Below are 23,809 nucleotides of genomic sequence, written 5' to 3' on the forward strand. Positions count from 1 at the left end.
CTAGTTGGTCGACGGTGGTGGTTGGGGTTGGAACGGTGGGTACCACCACCAGTCGGCACGTTCACCGGTGGGCCCGGGACAGGGCGGTACATCGGGTGGGGGTGTGGTCGGTGGTCGGGCCAGTGATGCCGAACTCAGCTGCCGCCCATCGCTGTCGGTGACGATGAGGTTCTGCGCGGGGCCGGTGATGGTGATGCCGCCGCGATGGTGCATCCGGTGGTGGTACGGGCACACCAGGACCAGGTTGTCGAGCTCGGTGGCGCCGCCGTCCTCCCAGTGCCGGATGTGGTGGTGGGCGTGCAGACCCCGGGTGGCCCCGCACCCGGGGACCACGCAGCAGCGGTCCCGGTGTTCCAACGCCCGGCGCAGCCGGCGGCTGATCTGGCGGGTGTCGCGCCCGGACCCGATGGGTTGCCCGTGGCGTTCCAACCACACCTCGAAGGTGGCATCACACAGCAGGAATTGGCGGTCGGCGTCGGTCAGCATCGGACCCAGATGCAACGACGCCACTCGTTCATTGACATCCACGTGCGCCACGACCGTGGTGCGCTGCCCGTGCGGGCGGCGGGCCACCTCGGTGTCCCAGCCGGCCTCGACCACACTCATGAACGCATCGACCGTTGTGGGCATCGGCGGAACCTGACCGTCTGCGCCGTGGCCGTCACCGTCGACATCGACATCGACATGGCCGTCACCCTCGCCGTCGGCATCGACTCCGCCCTCGGCGTGGTCACGTTTCCAGTCGGCGACCATCCCGTCGAGATGTGACTGTACGGCGGCGTCGAGTCTGGCCGCCTCCAGGCGCGGCAGGAAGATCCGATAGGTAGTGCCCTTGTCGTCGCAGGTCTTGCTGTACGTCGGTGCGGGTTCTGGTTTGGGGTCGGGTTCGGGTCGCGGTTCGAGCTTGATCGCGGTGCGCAACTGGTTCACCGTCGCGGCGGTGACCAACTGGGCGTAGTGCGCATCCGAGCCCGGCCCGGCCTTCTCCGCGATCACCCCGACCTGATCGAGTGACACCCGACCGTCGCGCAAGAGTCGGGTGCAGCGCGGCAATTCCTCCCACCGCTGCGCGACGGCGGTGACTATTTCAGCGTTGCGCGGCGACGACCCGGTCTTCCACGCCACCATCGCCGCCACCGACCGCGCGCCCGTCATACCCCACAACCCGTCGCGGTCGATCTCGGCGACGATCTCCACCAGCCACCGACCGCGCGCCCGTCATACCCCACAACCCGTCGCGGTCGATCTCGGCGACGATCTCCACCAGCCGCCCGTCGATCGCATTGCGCTGACCGCACAACTCCGCGATCTCGTCGAACAACACCGCCAGCCGGTCCTTCGGCCTCACCGAAGGAACGAAAGCTGTTGCGCTCGAGGACATGACCCCATCATCGCAGAGGGGTACGACACGTCAGCCCGACAAATCTCGGACTGCGCGGATCGCTGCGACCTAGTCGTCGCGCGCTTTCGACGGCGGGCCGGCAGATTCGTCGTCCGCGGTGTGTGGTCGCTGTGCCAGCGTGCCCGGCGCGCCGAACGGGCCGGGCCGTCGCGGCGCAGCGTGACCGTGAACGCCTTCGGCATAGGCTGTTTCGGCGTGCTGGGACAGGTCGACGCCGGACGTCTCGTCCTCGGCGCTGATGCGGAAGCCCATCAGCCGGTCGATCAGCTTGGCCAACACGTAGGAGGCCACGAACGCATACACCGCGACCACCACGACGGCCATCGCCTGCTTACCGAGCTGGGACAGCCCGCCTCCGTAGAGGAGGCCGCGCGGACCACCGGTCATCACGTCGGTCGCGAGCAGACCGATCAGCAGCACACCGACCACACCGCCGACGAAGTGCACGCCCACGACGTCGAGTGAGTCGTCGTAGCCGAGGCGGAACTTGAGGCCGATGGCGAACGAGCACACGATGCCGGCGACCAAGCCGACCACGGCCGCACCGACGGTGTTCACCGTGCCGCAGGACGGCGTGATCGCGACCAGACCGGCGACCACGCCGGAGGCCGCCCCGAATGTGGTGGGCCTGCCGTCGCGCACCTGTTCCACCGTCAGCCAGCCCAGCATGCCCAGGCAGCCGGCGACCAGGGTGTTCAAGAAGACCGCGGCGGCCGTCCCGTTGGCGGCCAGCGCCGAGCCGGCATTGAATCCGAACCACCCGAACCACAGCAGTCCGACGCCGAGCAGCACGAACGGCAGGTTGTGCGGGCGCATCGCGTCCTTCTTGAAGCCGATGCGCGGCCCGAGCACCAGCGCCAGCGCCAGCGCGGAGGCTCCCGAGACGATCTCCACGACGAGACCGCCCGCGTAGTCGAGCACGCCGAGCTGGAACAGCCAGCCGTCCGGCGACCACACCCAGTGCGCCACAACGGCGTACACCACCACCGCCCATACCGGCACGAACACCACCCAGGCGGCGAATTTCGCCCGGTCGGCGATCGCGCCGCTGACCAGTGCCGCGGTGATGACCGCGAAGCTCAGTTGGAAGGTGACGAACAACAGCTCGGGGACCTGCCCGTGCAGGGTGTCCGGCCCGATGCCGCTCAGCCCGATGTGCGACAGGCCGCCGATCAGACCACCGGGGCCGTCACCGGAGAACGCCAGCGTGTAGCCGAACAGCAGCCACGACACCGTGACCAGCGGGATGGCGATGAAGCTCATCATGATCATGTTGAGCACACCGGTGGTGCGGACCATGCCGCCGTAGAAGATCGCCAGTCCCGGCGTCATCAGCAGTACGAGGGCGGTGCTGGCCAACAACCAGGCGGTTGCGGCGGGGTCGATCTGGTCCACTGTCCGGCTCCTTCGACGGTTCCGGACGAGAATGTCGGCCGCGCGTTTCATACAGGCGACGGCGATGTTTCCGGCGTGTTTCGTCAGGCGCGCAATCGTGCACCCGCAGCGCGGCGGACGTGCTTCGCCTCAGCGGGTGAGACGCACCACCGCGCTCCACGGCCTGTTGCGTGGCGGATGGTGAGGGTCGGGCTGGGGCAGGCGGGCCACCAGCCGAAGGAACCACGGCAGCCGGCGGAGCCGGTGCGCGACGACGAACACCGACTCGACCGCGCCCACCCGCCAACCGCGGTCCTCGAAGTAACCGATCCCTTCGGGCGGGGCGAACTTGAACGGCGCGTTGCGCAGCAGACCGCGGCTGTTCTCGTTCATCGCCTTCTTCAGCCCCGGGCCTGCGAGGTCGAGCATCCACCACGCGACCTCGGGGCGGGTCAAGGCCCGGGACAGGTCGTCGACGTCGGCTGGTTCCAGGTACATGAGCAGGCCCTCGGTGAGCACCAGTGCCGTCGTCGCACCCGCCAGCGCCTCGATCAGGAACCGGTCCCGGGCTTCGGGGTCGGCGAGGTCCACGGGGTACCGCGTCAGATGGCACCTCGGCGTCTCACCGGCGAGCAGTTGCTCCTTCTCGGCGACCAGGCCCGGCAGATCGGCCTCGATCCACCGGAACTCAGCGGGCAGATCCAACCGGTAGGGCCGGGTGTCCAGCCCGGCGGCGAGATTGAGCACGCGATCGCAACCGGCGCCGATCGCGTCAAAGATCAGGTCGTCGATGGTCTTGGTGCGCGCGACCATCCACCAACCCGAACGCATCATCCGGGGCACCGACGCGACGATCTGGCGTCCCCGCTCACCGGCGAGCCGATCGGCATGGGGGTCGTCGAACACCGCATCGGGGCGCGCCGACTCGACGGCGCGATACACGGCCACCCAGCGTGCGGTGTCGGAGACGTTCGACACCGGTGTCGCCGATGCCCCGCCGAATTCGTCAGTGCCCACGTCGTCCGCCTCTCGGAGGTGTCGCCCTCCTCGTCCAGGAGCGTAATGGCGGCCGTACGATTCGCGCACCGCCGTTCGTACCTGCTCGAACCGGACACGAAAGAGGCAACCCGAGGCGTGAAGAACTCGTCCTATCCGCTCATCGCGTCGGGCGCCGCGCTCATCGCCTGCTGTTACGGGCTCGCACGCTTCGGATACGGATTGTTCACGCCGGTGCTCACCGACGAATTCGGTCTGACGTCGACCACGGTCGGCGTGATCGCGGCGGGAAGCTACGTCGGTTACTGCGCGGCGATCGCCGCGAGCGCCGCTGTCACCAATCGTGTCGGTCCGCGGCTGGTGGCGGTCGCCGCCGGTGTCGTCGCCACGGCCGGGATGTCGATGGTGGCTCTTGCGCCGTCGGCATGGGTCCTGGCCGCCGGCGTCCTCATCGCCGGGACCAGCACGGGTATCGCATCGCCCCCGCTGGCGGCCGCGGTGTCGCAACGCATCCACGGCGACGCCGGTGACCGCGCGCAGACCATCGTCAACGCCGGAACCGGCGTCGGCGTCGTCGTTTCCGGCCCCATCGCCTTCGCCTTGTTCGATCACTGGCGATTCGCGTGGGGCGTCTACGCGGTCATCGCCGCCGTCGTGACGCTGTGGGTGGCCGTCACCGTCCGTGGCACGTCGAACTCGGACACCGGCCCGCCCGTCCGCCGATGGCGCACCGGCAGCTGGGGTCTGGTGGCGGCGTCGTTGCTCACCGGCATCGGCAGCATCGCGGTGTGGAGTTTTGGTCGCGACCTGATCAGCACGACCGGTTCGGCGAGCGTCGCCGTCGCGTCGATCGCGTGGACGGTCCTGGGCGCCGCAGGCATCGTCGGAGCGCTCGGCGGCGATGCCGCTCAGCGCATCGGCCTCCGGCGCGCCTGGGTGGTGACCACGCTGGCGATGTCGGTGGCGACGGTCATCCTCGCGCTCGCCCCGTCGAGCATCGCCGCCGTCATGGTCGCCGTCGCGGTCTTCGGGGCGGCCTACATCGGCCTCACCGGGCTCGTCCTGGTCTGGAGCACCCGCGTCTATCCCGATTCGACGTCCTTCGGCGTCGGCCTGGCGTTCTTCATGATCGCGTTCGGCCAGGCGCTCGGCGCTCCCGCCGCGGGAGCGCTGATCGAGGCACTGGGAGCCGCGAACACATTCATCGTGATGGCCGTGCTGGGATCCGCCGCGGCGCTCGTACGTCCCGCAACGGCTTCGGACGACGCGCCTTCTCGACCAGCCTGATCCTTCTGGTCAGCGGACAGCGGTTCCATCGCGGGGTCGTTCGCGCGAAGATCGAAGACCATGACCGATATCAGCCGCCTGCACCGTGAGCTCATCGCCCGCGTGCTCGGCAACGACGCGACGGCGCCGCTCGAACTCCGCCGGGCCGCGTTCGACAACAGGGGTCTGGACGAACCGATGCGCTCGTTGGTCGACAAGGTGGCCGTGCACTCCGACGCGGTGACCGACGAGGACGTCTCCGCTGTCCGTGCCGCCGGGCTCAGCGAGGACCAGGTCTTCGAGATCGTGGTGTGCGCGGCGATCGGCCAGGCGGACCGCCACCACAGCTGTGCTCTTGTCGCGCTCGCCGAGGCGACCGGTGAAGGAAGGGGCGGGCGATGAGACTCGAGATCCTCGACCACGGACACCCATTCGGCACGAAGGCGCTACTGGCGATGATCCGGCTGGTGTCGCGTCATCCGGTGGTCGACGCCGTCAAGCTGGCGCTGTACCGAAAGGATTTCTACGGAGCCGGGGATCTCACGCACGAGGCGATGCGGGGCAGCTCGTCGTGGTCGATCGGGGATCGTGAGCTGATGGCCGCGGTCGTCGCCCAGGCCAATGCCTCCCCGTTCTGCGTCGCGGCGCACTCCACCACGTCGGGCATCTGGTTCGGCGATCAGGCGAGGGTCAGCGCCGTCCTGGCCGATCTGGACACGGCGCCGATCGAGGAGCCGCTGCGGGCGATGCTTCTCATGCTCGGCAAGCTCGCTCGCGAGCACACCGTCGACGTGGACGATGTCCGAAAAGTTCTGTCGGCCGGGGTGTCCGCGGAGCAGATCGAGGATGCGCTGGCGGTATCCCTGGCGTTCGACATCACCGCCCGGCTGGCCAACGCGTTCGACTTCGCGATCGCACCGCCCGACGCCATGACGGCCGGTGCACGACATCTGCTCAAGCGCGGATACCGCTGAGCACCTCGTCGAGAGTTCGGTGAACGCGGACGACGGCGTCCACTCCGGTGAGCGTCAGCGGCCGGCGGGTGGCGGGACCGTCGGCGACCACCGCGAAAGGTGTCGACGGTGGGATATTCCGATGGGTGACCAGGAGCAGATTCATTCCCGCCACCGCCAGGAAGTGCACTTCGGACAGGTCCACGATCAGGGCGTCGGGCGATTCGCTCAACGCGACGTCGATCGCCTCGCTCAGCGCCGGCGCGGTGAGCAAGTCCAGGTCTCCCGAAACGGTGATCACCGCGATGTGTTCGATCCACTCGCTGGTGAGGCCGAATCCGGCGCGTACAGCGTGCTGGCGGATCATGATTCCCCTTTCGACACGCTGATGGGTGTGCTCGTGCAGGTGCCGGGCACGCGAGATGCGAAGCGGCAGAGGCCGACCCCGGTCGTACCGGAGCCGGCCTCTTCGCCGGACTCCGTGCCTAGCGGTGGCTGACGGACTTGCGCCCGCCGACGCGCAGCCAGATCACCAGAACGATGACGGCGCCGATGACGGAGCCGATGAGGCCGGCCGGCTGCAGGAATCCGTCCGAACCGTCCTTGTGGAACAGCAGATACCCGAGGAATCCGCCGACGAACGAGCCGACGACGCCGAGCAGGATGGTCATCGGGATCGACAGGTTCTGCTTGCCCGGCACGAGCAGGCGCGCGAGGGCGCCCGCGATGAGTCCGATGACGACGACGGTGATGATGAGTCCGATCATGGCTGTCAGCCTTTCTGTTTCAGCGCGGTGCGCGCTGGGATCGGGCGGTCGGGCGGCTGCCTGACACTGCACTCAGTCGAACACCCCTAGGGGTGGTGCAGATACACCCCTAGGTAGGTAATCTGAGGTTCATGGCACCGCCGCCGAAGGCACCGATCACCGTCGCCCTGGTCGACGACTACGACGTGGTGCTTATGGGCGTGGCCAACATGTTCGACCGCTACCGCGACCGTGTCGTCGTCGCCGAGATCGATGCGAACATGGGCCTGGAGGACGCCGTCGACATCGTGCTCTACGACTCCTTCGCCCAGCCCGAGTCCGATCACGAGGAGATCGGCCACCTGGTGGCGAATCCGCGTGCACGTCGGGTCGTGGTCTACACCTGGAACTTTCACCCCGCCCTCATCGAGAGCGCCCGGGAACACGGTGCCCACGGCTATCTCTCCAAGACCCTGCCCGCACGGGAGCTCGTCGCCGCCATCGAGGCGGTGCACGCCGGTGAGACGGTCATCAGCGATCCCCCACCGCGGGTCCGGAGCGCTCCCGGGCTCGACTGGCCGGGCCGCGGCGAGGGGCTCAGCGACCGGGAGGCCGAGATCCTCGCGCTCATCACCCAGGGCAAGAGCAACGCCGACGTCGCGGCGCTGACCTACCTCAGCCCGAACACCATCAAGTCCTACATCCGCACGATCTACCGCAAGCTCGGCGTGGCCAGCCGCACCCAGGCGGTGCTATGGGGGGTCAAACACGGCTTCACCCCGGACCACAACCGCATCGAACACTGGAAGGGCGGCCCCTGACCGCCTGCGAGCACAATGCGCACAAGGCGTTATTCGCTGGTTGCGGCGGTAGTGCGCACAACCACGACACCGTCGCTCGCGCTTCGTAGTTTCGAGCCAACACCATCACCGGTGTGTTCGAGAAACGGAGCTCCCGATGCCGCAGCCGACATCCCACACCAAGTGGGCGCCCGACGCGTCCACCGCGCGGCGCATCATCGGCGTCCTGCTCCTGGTCAGTCCCCTCGAACAGGTCGCCTTCGACATCTACACCCCGGCGCTGCCCAGGATCGCCGAGCACTTCGCCGCGTCGAACACGATGGTGCAGAACACCGTCACCGCCTACGTGCTGGGCATGGCATTGGTGGTGCTGCCCGCAGGCCTGCTCGCCGACGCGATCGGCCGCAAGCGCGTGCTGCTGGCCGGGATCGGTGTGATGACCGTGACGAGCATCGGGTGCGCACTGGCGGGCGATCTACCGGTGATGATCGGGCTGCGCCTCCTGCAGGGCTTCGGCGGGGGCACCTGCCTGCTGCTGGCAGCCACGGTGGCCGCGGACTGCTTCCGCGGCGCCAAACTGGTGTCGGTGCTGGGCCTGCTCGGCGCGGCGTGGGGATCGGCTCCCGTGGTGGCGCCGGCCATCGGCGGCTTCATCTCGCAGTTCGGGTCATGGCGATTGGTCTTCGTGGTGCTGGCGGCGCTGACGGCGACGGTCGCGATCCTGGTGACGGTGGTGCTGCCGGAAACGCTGCAGCGCGAACGCCGGTCGCCGGTGGACCTGCGCGCCGCGGCAGGCGTTCTGGCCGAGGCGCTGCGGCACCGCGGCTTCGTCGCGTTCGCGATGATGTTCGGTGTCGTCGCGGCGGCACAGACGGTGTTCGCAGTCGTCGGCCCCTTCCTGTACCAGGACGGTCTCGGATTCTCCTCGGCCGCCTACGGTTTCGTCGCGCTAGGCGTCGGCGCCGCGAACTTCGTCGGCGCGGCGACGTGTAGTGCGCTGGCCCGGCGGACGACGACGCGGCGACTGACCATCGCCGCGTCGGCGGTGCTCGCGCTGGCCGGGGCGATCATGCTCGCCTCCGCGCAATGCGTCGGGTTGTCAGCGCTGGCGATCACCGGTGGCGCGGCGGTCGCGCTGCTGAGCATCGGCGTGCTCGATCCGTTGACCAAGGGTCTGGCGATGGGCGTGTTCTCCCGCAACATCGGGCTGATCACGGGCTTGATCAGCACGTTCTGCTACGGGTCGATCGCGCTGGCGACGGCGTTGATGGCGTGGCTGCCCGAGCGGTCACAGGCGCCGCTGGGCTGGTTCTACGTCGCGGCCGCGGCGGGACTGGTGGCGGTGCTGACCGTCACCGCGCAGCAGAGGTCCCGGCCGGCGGCCGCAGTGTGCGCGTGATGGCTACCGGCCCGCGTTGTTGGCCAGATCGATAGCGAACTGGTTGACGAAGGTCCCCGCGCTCGGTGCGCCGCGGCACGAGCCGTCGGACTCACCGGGCCGTTTGACCCACAGGAAGGCATCGACCTGCGGATTGCCGGTCGCCGTGGTGGGCGCGACGCCCAGCGCGCGGCCGCTGGGGTTGCACCAGTACAGATCGTCACCCTCCACCGGCCCGGCGCCGTTGCGTGAGGTGTCGATGACGAAGGGCTTGCCGCCCGTCATCCCCGAGATCGCTCCGCCGTATCCGAGGTTCTCCTCGGTGGTGAAGAAGTTCGCGGTGTTGAGGCTGAAGCCCCGCGCCTTGGCCACCCCGACGTCATTCAGCCGGGCGGCCATGACGTCGGCCGCCACCCAGCGCGGGTGACCGGCGTCGACGTACACCGCCGTGGCGGGGTTGCGGGTGAGCGTGTCGACGGCGTAGCGGATCAGGTCGTAGCGCTCCTGCTGCTGGTCGGGCGACAGGCAGTCGGCCATGGCGAGCGCGTCGGGTTCGAGGATCACCGCGGCCGGACCGGAGCCCACGGCGGCGGCGACGCCGTCGATCCAGCCCCGGTAGGAATCGGCGGAGCCGAAGCCGCCCGCGGCGAAGCTTCCGCAGTCGCGGTTCGGGATGCCGTAGAGCGCCAGGAGCGGCACGGTGCCAGCCGCCTGTGCGGAGGCGATCAACTTGGCGTCCACCGCGGGCGTCGACAGATGATCCATCCAATACGCCGTCGGCGTGTCGGCGATGGCGTTGAGCTGGGGGTTCGGCGGATCGACGCCGTCCGCGGCGCGTCTGGCCTTCGACGCCGGGTTGACGTAGAAGGCCTTGCCGGCCAGCGGGTTCGCGTCACTGACCAGGCGCACCGCCGGCGCTGGCCCCGCGGCCGGTCCGGGCACGACACCGAGAGCGGCGACGGCCGCGACCGTCACGAAGGGGGTGAACCACCGCGCGACCGCGCCAACAGCTGAGGACATCACCCCAGGGAAATTAGTGGTTCGAATCACTCAGCGCCAATCCGCCCTGTGCGCGGCGAGGCTAGATTCATCCGGGCGAGGCAACGCCGAGTAACGCCCGGCCCTCAGTTGGCGTACGGAACAACGAGGGCAGCCCACGGCGCCGGATGAGGTATTCGGCGACGACGAGGTTCGGCAGCCAACACAGGAAGGGCACCGGCGCATAGGCGTTCAGGGCCACCTGTGCCTCGTCAAGGCCAAGAGGAAGCTGGACGACGGTCAGGATGATCAACCACAGTCGCAGCGTCGGTGCAGCGTAGGTCAGCGCGAAGCTGCGGATCATCCAGGCCTGATGCGAGGCGAAATCCCGGTCACGGGCACTTCGGTAGCCGTGGTAGGTCGACCACATCCACAGAACCGCCAAGGTTCCGAAACCGAACAGCCCTGTGAAGGCGACCGAACTGAAGAAGGCCATCACCAGCCCCGACAGACCGCCTGCCAGAACCGAGGCCACGTACGTCCGGCCCACCCAGCGGTGAGCGAGACGCGACCGCCGCCGCAATCCGCGAGAGAACTGGAAGCCGCCGACCAGCAGCGCCAATCCCGCCGAGGCGATGTGCACGTAGAACGCGATCTGAATGGCGAACGGTCGCTCGGCGTAGGTGCCGGCGAGTCCCGTGTCGCGCTGAGCCAGGGCCTCCAGAGTGCCGCTGACGTACTGGCTGGGGAAGAACACCGCGACAGCCAGAGACGTCAACAAGATCACCAACCATGGCGCGTGCCGAAGCCTCGATGTCGAACCCGAACCAGCCGCCGAGCTGTGAGTGGTCATCCACGCATCTCCTCTGCCAGGCCGTCGGAGTCGTCCGATCCGCGACAACGGTAACTTAACGGCCGTAAACATACAAGCGTTAGATGTATTCCGCAGGGCTGCGTATGCTCACATGCGTTTACACAGGAAGGCGCCGATGGCGGTACGTCAACGCAACGCACGGGGCGAGGGCCGGAAACTCCGCGACGATCTGCTGGTGGCCGCACAACGTCTCCTCGAGCGCACCGGCAGCGAGGACGCGGTCAGCTTGCGCGCGGTCGCGCGTGAAGCCGGGGTGTCGGCCCCGTCGATCTACGCGCATTTTCCCGATGGTCGAGCGATCGTCGACGAACTGGTGCAGCAGACATTCGCCCAACTCTCGGCCCTGCTTCGCGAGGCGCGCGACCAGTCAGGGCCCGGTGACCGGCTCTTCACCATCTGTATGGCGTATATCCGGTTCGGCCTTCGTCAGCCGGAGCGGTACCTCACGTTGTTCGAACGTCGGCGAAGCCTCGCACGGACCGAGCAACTCGCCGCGGGGGGACCTGCTTTCCTGTACCCCAACGGCGCCGAAGCGTTCGGCATCCTCGTCGAGGCGCTTGCTGAATCGACCGGCGCAACGCGTGATTTGGCCGAGCAGCACGCCGCGCTGCTGTGGGCGGCGTTGCACGGTTACGTGACCCTGCGCGCCAGCTCGCCGAAATTTCCGTGGTTCGCCGACGAGGAGCAGGTGTGCCGGGAACTGGTGGACCGCGCGGTGTACTACGCGCGGGCACACCACTCATAGCCCGGACTGCTCCGCGATACTCGTCAGGTGACCGTTGCGCTGCTGATCGTGATCGCGCTCGAGACCGCCGGCCTGATCGCGCTGGGGATCGTGTTGGTCGTGTCGCGGCGAAGCTTGTCGGCGACGCGTCGGGCTCTCCGACGCCGGCAGCGGGAGGACGAGGCGCCCCGCCGCAGGAGTAAACCGGTGGGCGTCGGCCCCCTGGCGGTCAGGGCGGTGACGAACACGGTGCAGACCGCCGACGCGATCCTCCGCAGAGGCATCGGGGGGCAGGTGCGAAGCTCGATCGAGGACCTCGCCGGCTGGGCGCGCGTCGAGCGGCCCGAACTCGCGAAGATCACCGCCGCGGGCACGGTCGTCCTGGTCTTTTCCGATATCGAGGGCTCCACCCAGCGCAACGAGTCGATGGGCGACCGCGCGTGGGTGCAATTGCTCGAACGGCACAACAAGCTGATCGGCGGACTCGTCACCGACCACGGCGGCTACGTCGTCAAGAACCAGGGTGACGGGTTCATGATCGCCTTCGCCGAGCCGGTCGATGCGGTGCGGTGCTGCATCGCCGTCCAGAACGCTCTGACGCAGGACGGCCGGCGGTGGGACGGCATCCGGGTGCGGATGGGCGCGCACGTCGGCACATCGGTGCGGCGCGGCGAGGACCTCTTCGGCCTCGACGTCGCCGTGGCGGCGCGCGTCGCAGATCTCGCCGACGGCGGCCAGATCCTGGTGACCGCCGCGCTGCAGGAGTCGGTCGGCGGAGTCGAGGGCGTCGAGTTCGGGGCGCCGCAGGAGGTGGAGTTCAAGGGAATAGGCGGGATTCAGACGGTCTACGCGGTACTTCCCGCGGAGCAGGAGCCGCGACTCCTGCAGCGGTGAGCCGGGCTCAGTTGCCGGCCTTCGGGAAGTGGGGACGCAGCGCGGCGACGAGGACGCGGTCGAGTGCGCCGTCGGGCAGGAATCGCACCATGCGGGTGATCAGCGCGGCATCACGGCCGACGGTGTAGCGAGTGCGCGGCCTGCGCGCGGTCACCGCCTTCGCGATCACGCTCGCCGCGGCGCTCGCCGGCAAACCAGACTCGGTGGACGAGATGGCCTGTGCGTTGACGGCATGCACCAGCCCGCCGTAGCGCCCGCGCTGCTCCGGCGTCATCGTCGACACCAGCTCGGTCGCCGTGGCGATCGCCCGGCCGAGCATCTCCGTGTGCACGGCGCCCGGTTCGACCACCACCACCCGGACGCCGGACGGGGCGAGTTCGCGCCTCAAGGAGTCACTGACCGCTTCGAGCGCGAACTTCGTTCCGGCGTACGGACCGTAGGTGGGCATCGCGACCCTGCCGCCCACCGAGCTGATATTGACCACGCGTCCCTTGCTGCGGAGGAGGGCGGGCAGCAGCGCCTGGGTCACCGCGACCTGACCGAACAGGTTGACCTCGAACATGCGCCGCCACTGTTCGACGGGGAACGCCTCGATCGGCACGTTGGCCTGGATCGCGGCGTTGTTGACCAGCGCCCGCAGTGTCCGGCGCTGCGGGTCGTCACGCACCCTGGCCACCAGAGCCTGGATGTGGTCCGGGATGGTGACGTCGATGATCACCGGTTCGATGCCCGGCGCCCGGATCGCGTCGGCGTCCCGCTCGCGCCGCACTCCGGCGAGGACGTGGAATCCCCGCCGTCCCATTTCGCGTGCCGTGGCCGCGCCGATGCCGGTGGACGCGCCGGTGACGGCGACGAGCTCGCCAACTACAGATGACATCGTCATCTCAAGACCGTACCTGTCCAGCTGACAGTGTCAACATATGATGGGCGAACCATGAAGCGCGCTGAATCAGCCGCCGCCACGCGCCGGGCCCTCCTGGACGATGCCGCTGCACTGCTCGACGCAGGAGGTCCCGCCGCCGTGACACTGCGGGAGGTGGGCGCGCGCGCCGGCCTCAGCCGCGGTGCGCCCTATCGGCACTTCGCGGATAAGGAGAGCCTGCTGACCGCGGTCGCCGTCGAGGGCTGGGAGCACATCGGCGTCCACATGCAGGCGCTGCGGAACGACCGAGGCCTCTCCCCCGCCGACAGGCTGCGCGCCGCGCTCGTCGGCGTGATCACGCTCAGTCGCGAACGGCCGCACCTGTATCGACTGATGTTCCGCCCCCCGGCCGGCGACCCCGCCGCGACGGCCCGCGCCGCGCAACGCATGTGCGACGAGTTCCTCGCGATCGTCGCCGCGGTCGTCGGCGACGAAAATCCGCACCGGTACGCGGCCATCTTCCTCACCGGCGCACACGGCGCCGCCGGCCTCGACGGGAGCGGCCTGCTCAGCACGGACGTGTGGCACACCACCGCCGAGGAACTCGTCGACGCCCTCCTGGCCATGGCAGCACAGGCCGGTCGCCGGGATTGACCGCGGAACGGCCGGTCGGCTGCGCGGTGTAGCGGGGCCCAGGGTGCTCGCCGTTCGCAGGACAGGATCCGCCGGGCTCCATAGCGTTGCGGCCACGAAGGAAGGAACCGCCATGGGACGGTCGGCCTATCAGCGCATCCGCGCCGCCCACCTCGACGCCGTGCAGGCGGCGCTCGACGATCATGTTGGCCGTCTCGACTGGCCGGCGGAGCAGATCCGGCGGCACCGCGACCGCAGGCTGCGCGCCCTGCTCAGATATGCCCGCGAACGGTCCGCGTTCTACTCCGAACGGCTGCACGGCGTCGACCTCGAGGCGGTGACGGCCGCAGACCTGGCGTCGATCCCGATGCTGACGAAATCCGAGGCACAGACCGAGTGGGATTCGATCGTGACGACGCCTGACCTCGATCACGCAGCAGCGGAACACATTCTGGGCGGGCAGACGTGGTTCTCCTACACCGCTCACGATCACCAGGTGTTCAGCAGCGGCGGCTCGAGCGGCGTGCGCGGGGTGTATGTCTGGGACTGGCCGTTCTTCGTGACCACCGCATGCCTTGCCTGGCGCATGCAGGCGCGTGCCGAACGTCGACGCGAGCCGACGCCGAGGGCGCTGCTGGCGGTGCTGACCGCCGGAGTGCCACCGCACGCCAGCACACCGCTGTTCGACGTGCCCACCGTCGCGGGCATGGACACCGTCGTCATCGAAGCCGGTGCACCATTCGACGAGGTGCTCGCGGCGGTGCAGAAACACGCCCCCACCCACCTCGTGGGCTACGCCAGCGTCATCGGGCGGCTGGCTCGCGCCACCCTGGCGGGTGACCTCCGGATCACCCCCTCGCGGGTCAGCACCAACTCGGAACCGCTTCTGCCGGAGGATCGTGACGCGATCGTCGACGCGTGGCACGCGCCGCTGCACAATCTCTGGGGCTCGACCGAAATCGGCGTGCAGGCGGTGGGTTGCGGGCAGGGGCAGGGACTGCACATCTGCGAGGACGAGGTGATCCTGGAACGCGTCGACGGTGATGGTCTGCCGGTGGCGCCCGATGAGCCCGCGGCACGCACCCTGGCCACCGGTCTGTCCAACCGCACGTTCCCCTTCATCCGGTACGACCTCGGCGACCAGATCACGATGATGTCCGGCCCGTGTGCCTGTGGCAGCGCGTTCGCCCGGGTCGCCGACATCAGCGGCCGCCGCGACGACGACTTCGTCTACGGCTCACAGTCGGTGCCCGCCAGCGCTTTTCGTCACGTACTCGGCACCGATCCACGCATTGCCGAGTATCAGGTGGTGCAGACCGAGAACGGTGCGGACGTGCTGGTGATAACCGGCGCCGACATCCAGTCCCTGGGCCCGGCGCTGGTGGCGGCGATGCGGCGGCACGGCGTCGCGCACCCGGCGGTCCGGATACAGGCGGTCGACACGCTGACCCGCCACTCGGGCAGCGGCAAGCTCAAGCGATTCGTACCGCTGGCGTCACACTGACCCGGTCATCGGAACGAACTCCCGTAACGCTTCTGCCATCGCCTCGGGCTGGTCCTCGGGAATGAGTGTCCAGGAGTCGTCGACGATCACCTTGGTCGCGTCGGGGTAGAGCTCGACCAGCCGGTCCGCATGCTCGAGCGGCATCATCAGGTCCTCGCGGGCCCAGACCACGAGCACCGGCCGCGTGAATGCCCGCATCTGCTCCGACATCTCCAGCAGACGCCGGCGCGAAGGAGCGCCCGTCGCGAACTTGACCAGGTCGCGCCGGATCGCGGCGTTCTGCACGACGGGGCGGAACCACTCGTCGTACAGCGCGTCCGGCAGTCCCTTCTTGCTCAGCGCGCCGTAGGCACGCCGGCTGTGCCGGAAGAAGCTGGTGCCGAACATCCGGCTGAGGACCCATCCGCCGCCGGGGAACCGGCACAGCATCGCGGCCGGGCGCGCCGGCTTGGGCGGGTAGTTGTCGAACGCCGTGCACGAGGCCAGCACGAGCCTGCCCACGCGCTTGTCCCGTCCTTCCGAGATGACGAATTGTCCTCCGCCCCAGTCATTGAGGACCAGCGTCACGTCATCGAGGTCGAGGGCATCGAGGAAGTCGGCGAGGATGCGGGCCATCCCGTCCTCGGTCAGCACCGCGTCGTCGTTCATCGGCGTCGTGTGGGCGCCCATGGGAAGGGTGGGCGTGATGCAGCGGTAACCGGGAAGCAGTGGCAGCACCTTGCGCCACTGCCGGCCGTCCATGAGCAGGCCGTGGCCGAAGACCAGGACGGGACCCTGCCCTCCGGTGTCCTCGTAAGCGATGGGTCCGGCCGGTACGTCGACTGTGGGCATCCAGACCTCCTAGATAGATCGTTCTACTCAGGCTGACGATATGCTGTGCCAGGACGCTTGCGCAAGGAGGAGTTGTCATGGCCGATCTCGGCACCCGCGACCGGATACTGGAGGCGACGGCGGAGCTGTACCGGCGCCAGGGCATGTCGGCGACCGGCCTCAAGCAGATCTCCGGCGCGGCGCGGGCGCCGTTCGGCTCGATCTACCACCACTTCCCCGGCGGCAAGGAATCGATCAGCGCCGAAGTCATTCGCAGCGAGGGGGTTCGGTACGGCGAATTCGTCGGCGCGCAGTTGGCGCAGACCGACCCGGCGACCGGCATCCCGCAGTTGTTCATGAACGCCGGACGGCTCCTGCAGGCTCAGGACTACAGCGAGGCCTGCTCGATCGAGACCATCGCCCTGGAGGTGGCGAGCACCAACGAGCGGCTACGCCTGGAGGCCGCCGAGGTGTTCGAGAGCTGGCTGGCCGGGCTCGCGGACTGGTTCGGCCAACTCGACATCACCGGCGAACAGAGCCGGCGGTTCGCGCTCGTGACACTGACGGCCCTCGAAGGAGCGTTCGTGCTGTGCCGCACCCTGCGCTCGATCGAACCGATGATCGCCGCGGGCGACGGGGTGCAGGCCGCCGTGAGTACGGCACTCGCCGAGGTGAGCGCGTAGGGATCGCCTGAACCGTCAGGTGGGCTTCGCTCCGGAGAGCTGGCGTATCACCCGGATCTCCTCCTCGTCATGGGGCCGCCCGTCGGGATAGAGCAGGTCGCTGAACCACCGCTCCGGTGGCTCGGCGTAGGGCTTCTTCCAGGAATCCCACGGCAGGTACGTCTGCGTCCGCCCGGCGATGAAACCCCAGTTGTAGGCGGCGACGTTGCGCCGCTTCGCGACCGGCAGCACACCTTCCACGGTGCTGCCCAGGCCCCGCGCCAGGTATTCGGTGCACAGGATCGGCCGTCCGAGCGGCGCGAGTTCGTCGATGCGGGCCTCGAACTCGGCCGGGTCTCCGTAGCTGTGGAAGCTGATGACGTCGGAGTGCTCGAGCTGGATGCTGCAGATCTTGCTGCGGCTGCCGGGATCTTTCCAGTGCCCCTGCCAGACGCCGCTGGTCAACGGCTGCACCGGGTTGACGGCGCGGGTCCACTGAAACACGTGCGGGAGGAACGCAGCCACCAGTTCCTGCTTGTCCTCGTGTTCGACCTTGCGGTAGTCGCGGGCCGGATTGTCAGGCTCGTTCCACACGTCCCAGCCCAGCACGCGGGGATCGTTGGCGAACATGCCGACCACGCCGGTGACGTAGCTCTGCAGCACGCGGGTGTAGGCGGGGTCCCGCAGACGATGCGCCCCGGGACCCTGCACCCAGCCGGAGTTGTGCACGCCGGTGACCGGCGGCCGCTGCTTACCCGGCTTGGGCAGCGGGTCCCAGCACGAGTCGAACAGCACGAAGAGCGGCTTGATGCCGTTACTCGCCGCGATCCCGACGAACTGCGTCAGCCGGCGCTTGAACCCCTCCCGATCGGTGGCCCACAACTGATCGTGCAGGAACACCCGGACGGTGTTGAATCCGATGCGCTGCGCCAGCCGGAGTTCGGCATTGATGCGCGTCGGATCGTAGGTGCCGGCCTGGAACATCTCGATCTGGTTCACGGCGGTCGAGGTGACGTAGTTGGCGCCGAGTAGCCAGCCCTGGGCGGCGTACCAGGCGTTGGCGCGATCGGCCGACCATCGAGGAGCCTCAGCAGAAGCGAGAGGCACTCTGGTCAGCGTCGCAGCTGCTGCGAGGTACAGCGGGAGCTTGAGAGCAGTTCGCCGTTGCACGTCGTGACTCTAGTGTTCGGCTCGGTGCCGACGGCCGCCAGAATGCTTCCTGCAACACAACGGATTTCGAATCGTTATCCATCTCCGTCCGGAGGCGGTCCTCGACCGGCCCGCGGGTGGCGCTGATTCGGATCGGCCCGCAACGGGCACACCAGGAATCTCCCATCTCCATGGCCCAGCTGCCGCCGGCGCCTTCCCAGACAGGACGCTGCGCTTCATGAGTCCCCACGCTGTCATCTCGGGCGCCGGCATCGCCGGACCCGCGCTCGCCCATCAACTCACCGCCCGCGGCTGGCGAACGACGGTCGTCGAGCGCTTTCCGCGGCGTCGCGAAGAGGGCCAGAACGTCGACATCCGGGGCGCCGCCCGGGAGGTGGTCGCACGGATGGGCATCGACGACGACGTTCGCGCCGCAGGCACCGGCGAAATCGGAACGCGCTTCGTCAAGGCGGACGGTTCGGCGGCGGCGTCGTTCCCGGTGGCCTCGCCGGGGGGACGCGACGGTCCCACCGCCGAGCTGGAGATCCTGCGAGGTGAACTGTCGCGCATCCTGATCGAGCACACCGAGGAGACCACCGACTACCTCTTCGACACCCGGATCGCCGACGTCACGGATCACGGTAGCCATGTGACCGCCATGATGGATGACGGTGCCGCCATCGACGCCGACCTCGTGGTGATCGCCGAGGGCCTGCACTCGCGCTCGCGCCGCTTCGTCTCGTCCGTCGACGTCGACGATCTCGGCATGTACTTCGCCTACGCCACCATCCCGCGGCTCGAGTCCGACGACCAGTGGTGGAACTGGCAGCACGCGACGCAGCATCGCGGCGTGCATCTGCGGCCCGACAATCTCGGGACCACCCGGGCAATCCTCAGCTTCATCTGCGACGTGCGGGGATTCGACGACCTCGACCGTGACGGTCAGATCACCATCCTGCGCAGCACGTTCGCCGATGTCGGCGGCGCCGCGCCGCGGGTGATCGCCGCACTGCAGGACGGTGCACCGATGTACTTCTCCGCCGTCGGCCAGGTGCGCAGCCCGTCGTGGAGCAGGGGCAGGATCGCGCTGCTCGGGGACGCCGCGTTCTGCAATGCGACGTTCGGCGGCGCCGGGACCAGCCTGGCACTCATCGGCGCCTACGTGCTGGCGGGCGAACTGGCCGGTGGCGACGACGTCCGACGGGCGTTGACGGAATACCAACGCGTCATGCAGCCGTTCGTCGCCACCGCGCCCACCGTGCGCGCCGGTGTGCTCAGATTCGCCAATCCACGGACACGCAACGGGATTCGCGTTCTCCACGCCGGCGCCGGCCTCGCCGCGGGGCCCATCGGCAGGGCCGTCGCCGCCGTCAGCAGCAGGGGCCTCGGCAACATCGGAGGGGACCCGCTTGCCCTGCCCGACTACCCGAACCGACACCGCTGACGGCCGGCACCGCCGCTAGCCGGGCCGGGTCATGGTGAAGACGCTGTCGGGGCCGATCTCGGAGTAGGCGGCGGGCCCGCCGGCCCGCAGGATCGGCCGCGGACCGGGTGTGTCGTAGATCCCGTCGACCAACCACTGCTGGTCGATGTGCACGGCGACCACCTGCCCGAGCACCAGCCATGTCTCGACCGCTTCGCCCTCGGTGTCCTGGAGCTGGACGAGCTGCGTCAGGCGGCACTCGAAGTTGACCGGGCTCTCCAACACCCGCGGCGACGCGACGAGGGTCGACGACACCGGTGTCAGCCCACTCCGGGTGAACTCGTCCTGATCGGACGGCAGCGTGGCGGAGGTCTCGTTCATCGCGGCCGCCAGTTCGCGTGTCGCCAGGTTCCACACGAACTCGCCGGTGGCGTCGATGTTCGAGACGCTGTCCTTCCAGCCGATCGAGGCGAACCCGACGATCGGGGGGTGGTAGTTGAACCCGTTGAAGAAGCTGTACGGCGCGAGGTTGCGCACTCCGTGTGCGTCCTGGGTGGAGATCCAGCCGATCGGGCGCGGTCCGACGATGGCGTTGAACGGATCGTGCGGCAGCCCCGTTCCGTCGGCGGTCCGGTAGTAGTGGGCTCCTGTCCCAGCCATGACACCTCTTCTGATCGCACGACGTTCTCGAGGAGCGTCAGACTGCCACGCTGCCGTCACCGGCGCAGCGCAGCGGTGTGAAGGGCGCCGGACCCGGCGCGTTAGTGTGCTGTGTCGGCCTCAGCGACCAAGCCGATGGAAGAGTTGAGCACATTCATGACCGCAGCAGCAGAACCTTCGCCGCTCGAGGCGCGGGTCGGCCACTACTACCAGATGGACGGCACCTACCTGGTGGGCCGCGAGACGTTACGCGACTACGCCCGCGCGGTGCAGGACTATCACCCCGCGCACTGGGACGTCGCCGCCGCCGAGAAGCTCGGGTATCCCGACCTGGTGGCGCCGCTGACCTTCACCTCGACTCCGGGCATGAAGTGCAATCGCCACATGTTCGAGCAGGTCGTCGTCGGTTACGACACCTACATGCAGACCGAGGAGGTCTTCGAGCAGCACCGGCCCATCGTGGCCGGAGACGAGCTGCACATCGACGTCGAACTGACCTCGGTGCGCCGGATCGCCGGTAGGGACCTCATCACCGTGACCAACACGTTCACCGACGCCGCCGGCGAGAGGGTGCACACACTCCACACCACCGTCGTTGGCGTCACCGCCGAGGATCTCAACCCGGAGATCAAGACCGCGGTGAACAACGCGATGATGCACGACGTCAACATCTTCGGGGTCGGCGAGGAGGAGTACCGCAAGACCGAGCGCCCCGACGGCGAGGTCCGGATCTCCACCCGCGACGCCGACCGCACGCCGGGGACGCCCTCCTTCGACGACGTGAAGGTCGGCGACGAACTCCCGGTGCACCACGCCCGGCTGTCCCGGGGCGACCTGGTGAACTACGCGGGCGTGGCCGGGGACGCGAACCCCATCCACTGGGACGAGGACATCGCGAAGCTGGCCGGGCTACCGGATGTGATCGCGCACGGAATGCTCACCATGGGTCTCGGGGCGGGCTTCGCCTCGGCGTGGTCCGGCGACCCGGGAGCGGTCACCCGCTATGCGATCCGGCTGTCCGCGCCCGCGGTCGTGTCGTCCGCCGAAGGTGCGGACATCGAGTTCAGCGGCCGGATCAAGTCGCTGGACCCGGCGACCCGCAGCGGCACCGTCATCGTCGGTGCGAAGTCGGGCGGCCGGAAGATCTTCGGTCTGGCGACGATGGACGTCCGCTTCCGCTGACCGCCGGCGCGGGGATCGGCGGATCGCTCGCCGCGACCGCTTATCGTTGCCGGATGAGCACCGGCCGATCGCGCAATGCTGCGCAGACGCGCGCCGACATCCTGGCTGCGGCTCGGCTCCGGTTCGGCTCCGACGGCTACCAGAGCACCACGCTGCGCGCCGTCGCCGCGGACGTCGGGATCGATCCGGCGCTCATCATCAGGTACTTCGGCACCAAACAGGAACTCTTCGCCGAGGCGGCCGAATTCAAGATCGACCTGCCCGACCTGAGCGCCGTGGAGCACGATGAGATCGCCGACGTCCTGCTGTCCCGTTTCTTCGCGGTGTGGGAACGCGACACCACGTTCGTCGCTCTGCTGCGCGCGGCGATGACCAGCGAGACGGCGGCGGACACCATGCGGAAGGTGTTCGCCACCCAGGTGGCGCCGGCGTTCGCGGCTGTCGCACCCGATCACCCGGCCCAGCGCGCCGGCCTGATGGGCGCGCTGGTGATCGGTCTGGCCACCACGCGATACGTGCTCGCCAACCCGGCAGTCGCCGATCTCAGCCAGCAGGAGATCATCCGCTGGACCAAGCCATTGATCCGTCAGCTCCTCGTCGGCCCCTACTCCGCCTGAGTCCGAGCGATTTGGCGTGATCGCGCGCGCTGTCCGCGCGTGATCACGCCGAAATGACCGGTTGGTCAGGTGTTGAAGTCGGGTGGGGTGGCGACGGGTTGCTCGGGCGGGTCCTGCGTCTGCGTGTCCTCGTCGAGCGCCTGCTGCTGGACTTCCGCGGCGTGGCGCAGGTTGTCTCCGGTGTTCTCCGCGTGGTCGGGCGTGCTCATAGGGGGTCCTTCCCGTCGACCCATGGCTTACCCGGATGGCGGCAGGCTTCACACCTCCGTGACCCGGCCGCCGGCCACCCGCCACGACCGGTCCAGCCGGACGTTCTGCAGCATCCGGCGGTCGTGCGTCACCAGCAACAGCGCACCGTCGAAGGTGTCGAGCGCCTGCTCCAGCTGTTCGATGGCCGCGAGGTCGAGATGGTTGGTCGGCTCATCGAGCACCAGCACGTTCGTGCCACATGCCTGCAGCAGCGCGAGGCCGGCGCGGGTCCGCTCTCCGGGCGAGAGTGCGTCGACCGGACGTTCCACGTGATCGGCGCGCAGCCCGAACTTCGCGAGCAGCGTCCGCACGTCGGCGGTCGACCATGTCGGCACCCGCTCCTCGAAGCGGTCGACGAGTCGGCCGGATCCGGTGAAATCTGCCCGCGCCTGGTCGATCTCGCCGACCGCGACGTTGGCGCCGAGACTCGCACGGCCCTGATCGGGACGCCGCCGACCGAGAAGCAGTCGCAACAACGTCGACTTCCCCGCGCCGTTAGGGCCGGTGATGCCGATCCGCTCACCGGCATCGACCTGTAGCGACACCGGCCCGAGCACGAAATCACCCTGGCGCACGACGGCTTCGTCGAGTGTCGCCACAACCGAACTCGACCGCGGCGCAGCGCCGATGGTGAACTCGAGAGTCCACTCCTTGCGGGGCTCGGCGACCTCCTCGAGGCGTGCGATCCGGCTCTCCATCTGGCGGACCTTCTGCGCCTGCTTCTCGCTGGACTCGGTGGCGGCGCGACGCCGGTTCTTGTCGTTGTCAGGGGCCTTGCGCATCGCGTTGCGCACACCTTGGCTCGACCACTCCCGCTGAATGCGTGCGCGCGCCACCAGATCGGCCTTCTTGTCCGCGAACTCGTCGTACTGCTCGCGCCGGTGCCTGCGGGCGACCTCACGCTCCTCGAGGTAGCTCTCGTAGCCACCGCCGAAGACGGTGGTGGTGTTCTGCGCCAGATCCAGCTCCAGGACGCGGGTCACCGTGCGGGCGAGGAACTCCCGGTCATGACTCACCAGCACCACACCGCCGCGAAGATCACGGACGAACTGCTCGAGGCGGGCCAGCCCGTCCAGGTCGAGATCGTTGGTCGGCTCGTCGAGCAGGACGACGTCGAAACGCGACAGCATCAGGGCCGCGAGCCCCACCCTCGCCGCCTGCCCGCCGGACAGGGCGGTCATCGGTGTCGTCTCCGGCCGCACCGCGTCGGAGTCGAGCCCGAGGTCGGCCAGCACGGCTGGCACCCGCTCGTCGAGGTCCGCGGCGCCGGTGACGAGCCAATGATCCAGCGCCGCAGAGTAGACAGCGGCCGGATCGCCGTGCGCAGGGTCCGGATCCGCCAGTGCCGCGGCCGCCTCGTCCATGGCCCGCGTGGCGTCGGTGCAGCCGGTACGGCGCGCGATGTACCCGGCGACCGTCTCCCCCGGGACCCGCTCGTGCTCCTGCGGCAGCCACCCGACGAACGCGTCGGCCGGGGCGATGCTCACCGCACCGTCGAGCGGTTCGAGATCGCCGGCCAGGATCCTCAGGAGCGTGCTCTTCCCGGCCCCGTTGGCACCGACTACTCCGACGACGTCGCCGGGAGCGACGGTGACGTCGAGCCCCTCGAAGAGGGTGCGATGCGCGAATCCACCCGCCACGTTCTTCGCGACGAGCGTTGCGGTCATGGGTCC

At 68.8% G+C, this 23,809-nt stretch carries 25 protein-coding genes and 1 pseudogene; 13 read left to right on the plus strand and 13 right to left on the minus strand.

The features are described 5' to 3' along the window. From H7I41_RS10700 to H7I41_RS10710, 3 genes and pseudogenes are all read right to left on the minus strand, one after another. A pseudogene (locus tag H7I41_RS10700) lies at positions 1 to 1,381 on the minus strand (HNH endonuclease signature motif containing protein). Positions 1,382 to 1,450: 69 nt separating this feature from the next. Continuing rightward, positions 1,451 to 2,797 (minus strand): ammonium transporter, encoded by a 1,347-nt coding sequence (locus H7I41_RS10705; RefSeq protein WP_264012554.1) that lies wholly within the window; start codon positions 2,795 to 2,797, stop codon positions 1,451 to 1,453. Between the two features lie 129 nt (positions 2,798 to 2,926). After that, a complete protein-coding gene (locus tag H7I41_RS10710) occupies positions 2,927 to 3,754 on the minus strand; it encodes a class I SAM-dependent methyltransferase (RefSeq protein WP_264012661.1) in 828 nt (275 codons plus the stop codon). An 84-nt stretch (positions 3,755 to 3,838) separates the two neighbouring features. Here H7I41_RS10710 and H7I41_RS10715 point away from each other — a divergent pair, with 84 nt between their 5' ends. From H7I41_RS10715 to H7I41_RS10725, 3 genes are read left to right on the plus strand one after another with little or no spacing between them, the layout of a single operon-like run. Continuing rightward, positions 3,839 to 5,059, plus strand: coding sequence for an MFS transporter (locus tag H7I41_RS10715; RefSeq protein WP_264012555.1), 1,221 nt, complete (start codon positions 3,839 to 3,841; stop codon positions 5,057 to 5,059). A 60-nt stretch (positions 5,060 to 5,119) separates the two neighbouring features. Next, complete coding sequence (locus tag H7I41_RS10720) at positions 5,120 to 5,440, plus strand: carboxymuconolactone decarboxylase family protein (RefSeq protein WP_264012557.1); 321 nt, start codon at positions 5,120 to 5,122, stop codon at positions 5,438 to 5,440. Further along, positions 5,437 to 6,012, plus strand: a complete 576-nt coding sequence (locus tag H7I41_RS10725; RefSeq protein ID WP_264012558.1) for a carboxymuconolactone decarboxylase family protein — start codon at positions 5,437 to 5,439, stop codon at positions 6,010 to 6,012. Before H7I41_RS10720 ends, H7I41_RS10725 begins: the two co-directional genes overlap by 4 nt. Here the strand turns inward: H7I41_RS10725 and H7I41_RS10730 are convergent. Further along, positions 5,993 to 6,358 (minus strand): STAS domain-containing protein, encoded by a 366-nt coding sequence (locus H7I41_RS10730; RefSeq protein ID WP_264012559.1) that lies wholly within the window; start codon positions 6,356 to 6,358, stop codon positions 5,993 to 5,995. The two genes, H7I41_RS10725 and H7I41_RS10730, sit on opposite strands and share 20 nt — an antisense overlap. A gap of 118 nt (positions 6,359 to 6,476) precedes the next feature. Then, positions 6,477 to 6,758 carry a GlsB/YeaQ/YmgE family stress response membrane protein gene (locus H7I41_RS10735; protein ID WP_264012560.1) on the minus strand — a complete coding sequence of 94 codons (282 nt, stop codon included), beginning with the start codon at positions 6,756 to 6,758 and terminating at the stop codon, positions 6,477 to 6,479. Positions 6,759 to 6,889: 131 nt separating this feature from the next. Here H7I41_RS10735 and H7I41_RS10740 point away from each other — a divergent pair, with 131 nt between their 5' ends. Next, positions 6,890 to 7,558: a response regulator transcription factor gene (locus H7I41_RS10740; protein ID WP_264012561.1), complete on the plus strand. Its 669-nt coding sequence runs from the start codon at positions 6,890 to 6,892 to the stop codon at positions 7,556 to 7,558. Positions 7,559 to 7,694: 136 nt separating this feature from the next. Further along, entirely contained in the window at positions 7,695 to 8,936 is a 1,242-nt protein-coding gene (locus H7I41_RS10745; RefSeq protein ID WP_264012562.1) for an MFS transporter, read from the plus strand. 3 nt (positions 8,937 to 8,939) lie between these two features. Here H7I41_RS10745 and H7I41_RS10750 read toward each other — a convergent pair whose 3' ends face one another. Together H7I41_RS10750 and H7I41_RS10755 are read right to left on the minus strand one after the other, a co-directional pair. Then, positions 8,940 to 9,935 carry a glycoside hydrolase family 6 protein gene (locus H7I41_RS10750; protein WP_264012563.1) on the minus strand — a complete coding sequence of 332 codons (996 nt, stop codon included), beginning with the start codon at positions 9,933 to 9,935 and terminating at the stop codon, positions 8,940 to 8,942. Positions 9,936 to 10,002: 67 nt separating this feature from the next. Beyond that, a complete protein-coding gene (locus tag H7I41_RS10755) occupies positions 10,003 to 10,671 on the minus strand; it encodes a DUF2306 domain-containing protein (protein ID WP_264012564.1) in 669 nt (222 codons plus the stop codon). 211 nt (positions 10,672 to 10,882) lie between these two features. Between H7I41_RS10755 and H7I41_RS10760 the strand changes: the two genes are divergently transcribed. Continuing rightward, complete coding sequence (locus H7I41_RS10760; protein WP_264012565.1) at positions 10,883 to 11,512, plus strand: TetR/AcrR family transcriptional regulator; 630 nt, start codon at positions 10,883 to 10,885, stop codon at positions 11,510 to 11,512. A gap of 27 nt (positions 11,513 to 11,539) precedes the next feature. Then, a complete protein-coding gene (locus H7I41_RS10765) occupies positions 11,540 to 12,385 on the plus strand; it encodes an adenylate/guanylate cyclase domain-containing protein (RefSeq protein WP_264012566.1) in 846 nt (281 codons plus the stop codon). A gap of 7 nt (positions 12,386 to 12,392) precedes the next feature. Here the strand turns inward: H7I41_RS10765 and H7I41_RS10770 are convergent, their stop codons facing one another. Continuing rightward, positions 12,393 to 13,268 carry an SDR family oxidoreductase gene (locus H7I41_RS10770; RefSeq protein ID WP_264012567.1) on the minus strand — a complete coding sequence of 292 codons (876 nt, stop codon included), beginning with the start codon at positions 13,266 to 13,268 and terminating at the stop codon, positions 12,393 to 12,395. A 51-nt stretch (positions 13,269 to 13,319) separates the two neighbouring features. On the opposite strand from H7I41_RS10770, the gene H7I41_RS10775 reads away from it, so the two are divergent. Beyond that, positions 13,320 to 13,901, plus strand: coding sequence for a TetR/AcrR family transcriptional regulator (locus tag H7I41_RS10775; RefSeq protein WP_264012568.1), 582 nt, complete (start codon positions 13,320 to 13,322; stop codon positions 13,899 to 13,901). 112 nt (positions 13,902 to 14,013) lie between these two features. Continuing rightward, entirely contained in the window at positions 14,014 to 15,384 is a 1,371-nt protein-coding gene (locus H7I41_RS10780; RefSeq protein WP_264012569.1) for a phenylacetate--CoA ligase family protein, read from the plus strand. On the opposite strand, the gene H7I41_RS10785 is transcribed toward H7I41_RS10780, so the two are convergent. After that, entirely contained in the window at positions 15,376 to 16,215 is an 840-nt protein-coding gene (locus H7I41_RS10785) for an alpha/beta fold hydrolase (RefSeq protein ID WP_264012570.1), read from the minus strand. The genes H7I41_RS10780 and H7I41_RS10785 overlap by 9 nt on opposite strands. A 77-nt stretch (positions 16,216 to 16,292) precedes the next feature. Here H7I41_RS10785 and H7I41_RS10790 point away from each other — a divergent pair, with 77 nt between their 5' ends. After that, positions 16,293 to 16,877: a TetR/AcrR family transcriptional regulator gene (locus tag H7I41_RS10790; RefSeq protein ID WP_264012571.1), complete on the plus strand. Its 585-nt coding sequence runs from the start codon at positions 16,293 to 16,295 to the stop codon at positions 16,875 to 16,877. A gap of 15 nt (positions 16,878 to 16,892) precedes the next feature. Here H7I41_RS10790 and H7I41_RS10795 read toward each other — a convergent pair whose 3' ends face one another. Next, complete coding sequence (locus H7I41_RS10795) at positions 16,893 to 18,026, minus strand: cellulase family glycosylhydrolase (protein ID WP_264012572.1); 1,134 nt, start codon at positions 18,024 to 18,026, stop codon at positions 16,893 to 16,895. Between the two features lie 217 nt (positions 18,027 to 18,243). Between H7I41_RS10795 and H7I41_RS10800 the strand changes: the two genes are divergently transcribed. Further along, positions 18,244 to 19,449, plus strand: a complete 1,206-nt coding sequence (locus H7I41_RS10800; RefSeq protein WP_264012573.1) for an FAD-dependent monooxygenase — start codon at positions 18,244 to 18,246, stop codon at positions 19,447 to 19,449. A 15-nt stretch (positions 19,450 to 19,464) separates the two neighbouring features. Here the strand turns inward: H7I41_RS10800 and H7I41_RS10805 are convergent, their stop codons facing one another. Then, the gene (locus tag H7I41_RS10805; protein WP_264012574.1) at positions 19,465 to 20,088 is read right to left on the minus strand and encodes a flavin reductase family protein; all 624 of its coding nucleotides are present in this window, start codon (positions 20,086 to 20,088) and stop codon (positions 19,465 to 19,467) included. Between the two features lie 156 nt (positions 20,089 to 20,244). Between H7I41_RS10805 and H7I41_RS10810 the strand changes: the two genes are divergently transcribed. After that, entirely contained in the window at positions 20,245 to 21,270 is a 1,026-nt protein-coding gene (locus H7I41_RS10810; protein WP_264012575.1) for a fused (3R)-hydroxyacyl-ACP dehydratase subunits HadA/HadB, read from the plus strand. A gap of 53 nt (positions 21,271 to 21,323) precedes the next feature. Further along, the gene (locus H7I41_RS10815; RefSeq protein WP_264012576.1) at positions 21,324 to 21,887 is read left to right on the plus strand and encodes a TetR/AcrR family transcriptional regulator; all 564 of its coding nucleotides are present in this window, start codon (positions 21,324 to 21,326) and stop codon (positions 21,885 to 21,887) included. 65 nt (positions 21,888 to 21,952) lie between these two features. Here the strand turns inward: H7I41_RS10815 and H7I41_RS10820 are convergent, their stop codons facing one another. After that, on the minus strand, positions 21,953 to 22,096 hold the full coding sequence (locus tag H7I41_RS10820; RefSeq protein ID WP_264012577.1) for a hypothetical protein: 144 nt from the start codon (positions 22,094 to 22,096) through the stop codon (positions 21,953 to 21,955). Between the two features lie 48 nt (positions 22,097 to 22,144). Beyond that, positions 22,145 to 23,803 (minus strand): ABC-F family ATP-binding cassette domain-containing protein, encoded by a 1,659-nt coding sequence (locus tag H7I41_RS10825; RefSeq protein ID WP_264012578.1) that lies wholly within the window; start codon positions 23,801 to 23,803, stop codon positions 22,145 to 22,147. Positions 23,804 to 23,809 lie beyond the last annotated feature (6 nt).

Origin of the sequence: [Mycobacterium] manitobense, from assembly GCF_025821665.1 — a bacterium.
Classification (GTDB): Bacteria; Actinomycetota; Actinomycetes; order Mycobacteriales; family Mycobacteriaceae; genus Mycobacterium; species Mycobacterium arseniciresistens.

Excerpts from the sequence above, each read along its gene's own strand:
- H7I41_RS10775 (WP_264012568.1), top strand. The coding sequence starts at position 13,320 with ATGAAGCGCGCTGAATCAGCCGCCGCCACGCGCCGGGCCCTCCTGGAC.
- H7I41_RS10780 (WP_264012569.1), top strand. The coding sequence starts at position 14,014 with ATGGGACGGTCGGCCTATCAGCGCATCCGCGCCGCCCACCTCGACGCC.
- H7I41_RS10745 (WP_264012562.1), top strand. The coding sequence starts at position 7,695 with ATGCCGCAGCCGACATCCCACACCAAGTGGGCGCCCGACGCGTCCACC.
- H7I41_RS10810 (WP_264012575.1), top strand. The coding sequence starts at position 20,245 with ATGACCGCAGCAGCAGAACCTTCGCCGCTCGAGGCGCGGGTCGGCCAC.
- H7I41_RS10825 (WP_264012578.1), bottom strand. The coding sequence starts at position 23,803 with ATGACCGCAACGCTCGTCGCGAAGAACGTGGCGGGTGGATTCGCGCAT.
- H7I41_RS10805 (WP_264012574.1), bottom strand. The coding sequence starts at position 20,088 with ATGGCTGGGACAGGAGCCCACTACTACCGGACCGCCGACGGAACGGGG.
- H7I41_RS10760 (WP_264012565.1), top strand. The coding sequence starts at position 10,883 with ATGGCGGTACGTCAACGCAACGCACGGGGCGAGGGCCGGAAACTCCGC.
- H7I41_RS10790 (WP_264012571.1), top strand. The coding sequence starts at position 16,293 with ATGGCCGATCTCGGCACCCGCGACCGGATACTGGAGGCGACGGCGGAG.
- H7I41_RS10720 (WP_264012557.1), top strand. The coding sequence starts at position 5,120 with ATGACCGATATCAGCCGCCTGCACCGTGAGCTCATCGCCCGCGTGCTC.
- H7I41_RS10770 (WP_264012567.1), bottom strand. The coding sequence starts at position 13,268 with ATGACGATGTCATCTGTAGTTGGCGAGCTCGTCGCCGTCACCGGCGCG.
- H7I41_RS10715 (WP_264012555.1), top strand. The coding sequence starts at position 3,839 with ATGGCGGCCGTACGATTCGCGCACCGCCGTTCGTACCTGCTCGAACCG.
- H7I41_RS10730 (WP_264012559.1), bottom strand. The coding sequence starts at position 6,358 with ATGATCCGCCAGCACGCTGTACGCGCCGGATTCGGCCTCACCAGCGAG.
- H7I41_RS10800 (WP_264012573.1), top strand. The coding sequence starts at position 18,244 with ATGAGTCCCCACGCTGTCATCTCGGGCGCCGGCATCGCCGGACCCGCG.
- H7I41_RS10735 (WP_264012560.1), bottom strand. The coding sequence starts at position 6,758 with ATGATCGGACTCATCATCACCGTCGTCGTCATCGGACTCATCGCGGGC.
- H7I41_RS10750 (WP_264012563.1), bottom strand. The coding sequence starts at position 9,935 with ATGTCCTCAGCTGTTGGCGCGGTCGCGCGGTGGTTCACCCCCTTCGTG.
- H7I41_RS10785 (WP_264012570.1), bottom strand. The coding sequence starts at position 16,215 with ATGCCCACAGTCGACGTACCGGCCGGACCCATCGCTTACGAGGACACC.
- H7I41_RS10820 (WP_264012577.1), bottom strand. The coding sequence starts at position 22,096 with ATGAGCACGCCCGACCACGCGGAGAACACCGGAGACAACCTGCGCCAC.
- H7I41_RS10815 (WP_264012576.1), top strand. The coding sequence starts at position 21,324 with ATGAGCACCGGCCGATCGCGCAATGCTGCGCAGACGCGCGCCGACATC.
- H7I41_RS10725 (WP_264012558.1), top strand. The coding sequence starts at position 5,437 with ATGAGACTCGAGATCCTCGACCACGGACACCCATTCGGCACGAAGGCG.
- H7I41_RS10740 (WP_264012561.1), top strand. The coding sequence starts at position 6,890 with ATGGCACCGCCGCCGAAGGCACCGATCACCGTCGCCCTGGTCGACGAC.